General features: G+C 78.1%; 1 protein-coding gene. It reads right to left on the bottom strand.

The window, feature by feature from the left end:
* A partial coding sequence (locus tag FDA94_RS39740; RefSeq protein WP_342778578.1) for an ABC transporter permease occupies positions 1-1116 on the bottom strand: 1116 nt, incomplete at both ends.

The raw sequence follows: 1116 nt of genomic DNA, 5'->3' as shown, positions 1-1116 counted from the left end.
TGCGCGGAATCCACCGCACCTGCCCCGGCGTCATGCCCAGCGCGCGCAGCACCGCGACGTCGTGCCGCCGCCGCCGGCCCGTCGCGCTCACCGCGTGGGCGAGCGTCGCCACGGCCAGCAGCCCGAGGCACCCCGCCAGCACGACCGGCAGCACCCGCACGTCGCGGACCTCGGCGAACTGCGGCGGGAGCACCGCCGGGATCACGCTCACCCTCGGGCCCGCCGCCCGGCCGAGCCGCGCCAGCACCGCGCCGGGATCGGCCGCCGGCCGGAAGGCGACCAGCCCCAGGTAGAGGTCGAACGACCGGGCGAGCCGGTCGTAGCCGCCCGCGGTGAGGAGCGCGCCGTCGTCGTAGGTGTTGGACACCCCGACGGGCAGCAGCCCGACGGCCGAGACCCGGAAGTCGCCGGCGCCGGTCCCGGTGAGCCGGATCGTGTCCCCCACCCCGGCGCCCAGCCGCTCGGCGGTGCTGACCGCCAGGAGCACCTCGTCGTCGGTCGCCGGCGGCCGCCCCCGCGCGACCATCGGCGGCACCCGGCCCGTCACCGGAGAGAGGCCGTAGGCGACGAAGACCGCGCCGCCGGACGAGACCATCGTGGAGCGGGCCGTCACCACGCCCGTCACGTCGGGGTCGCCGACGATCGCGTCGAGGACGCCCTCCTCACGGTGGCCGTTGTAGCCGACGAACACCATGGCCTGGTGGGTCTGCCCGAAGCGGGACGGGTCGCCGGACGCGTCGGCCACCCCGGCCGCGAAGGTCAGCGCCGCGACCAGGCCGAGGATCCCGGCCAGCGTGCCGGCGACCGGGCGGCTCACGGCGTACCGCAGGCCGACGGCCACCTGCGCGGGCAGGTTCAGCCGCACCACGGCCGACGCCACCAAGGACCCGGCCGGTGGACGCGGACTCCGCCGGGCCCAGGTCAGCGCCGCCACCTCCAGCGCGACCAGGGCCGGGACCACGACCAGCGGCGGCAGCAGGACCGCCGCGTCGAAGTGGAAGCCCGGGTCGGGTTCGAAGTTGGCGGCCGCCCCGATCGGCGTCCAGAACGCCGCCGCCGCCGCGCCCGCCACGCCCGCCACGCTCCCCGCCAGCGCGGCGGCGACCGGGCCGAGCG

It is taken from the genome of Herbidospora galbida, assembly GCF_005233835.1.
Taxonomy (GTDB): domain Bacteria; phylum Actinomycetota; class Actinomycetes; order Streptosporangiales; family Streptosporangiaceae; genus Herbidospora; species Herbidospora galbida.
Note: the sequence above shows the minus strand (reverse complement) of the source record. Positions and strands in the feature narration are given on the sequence as shown.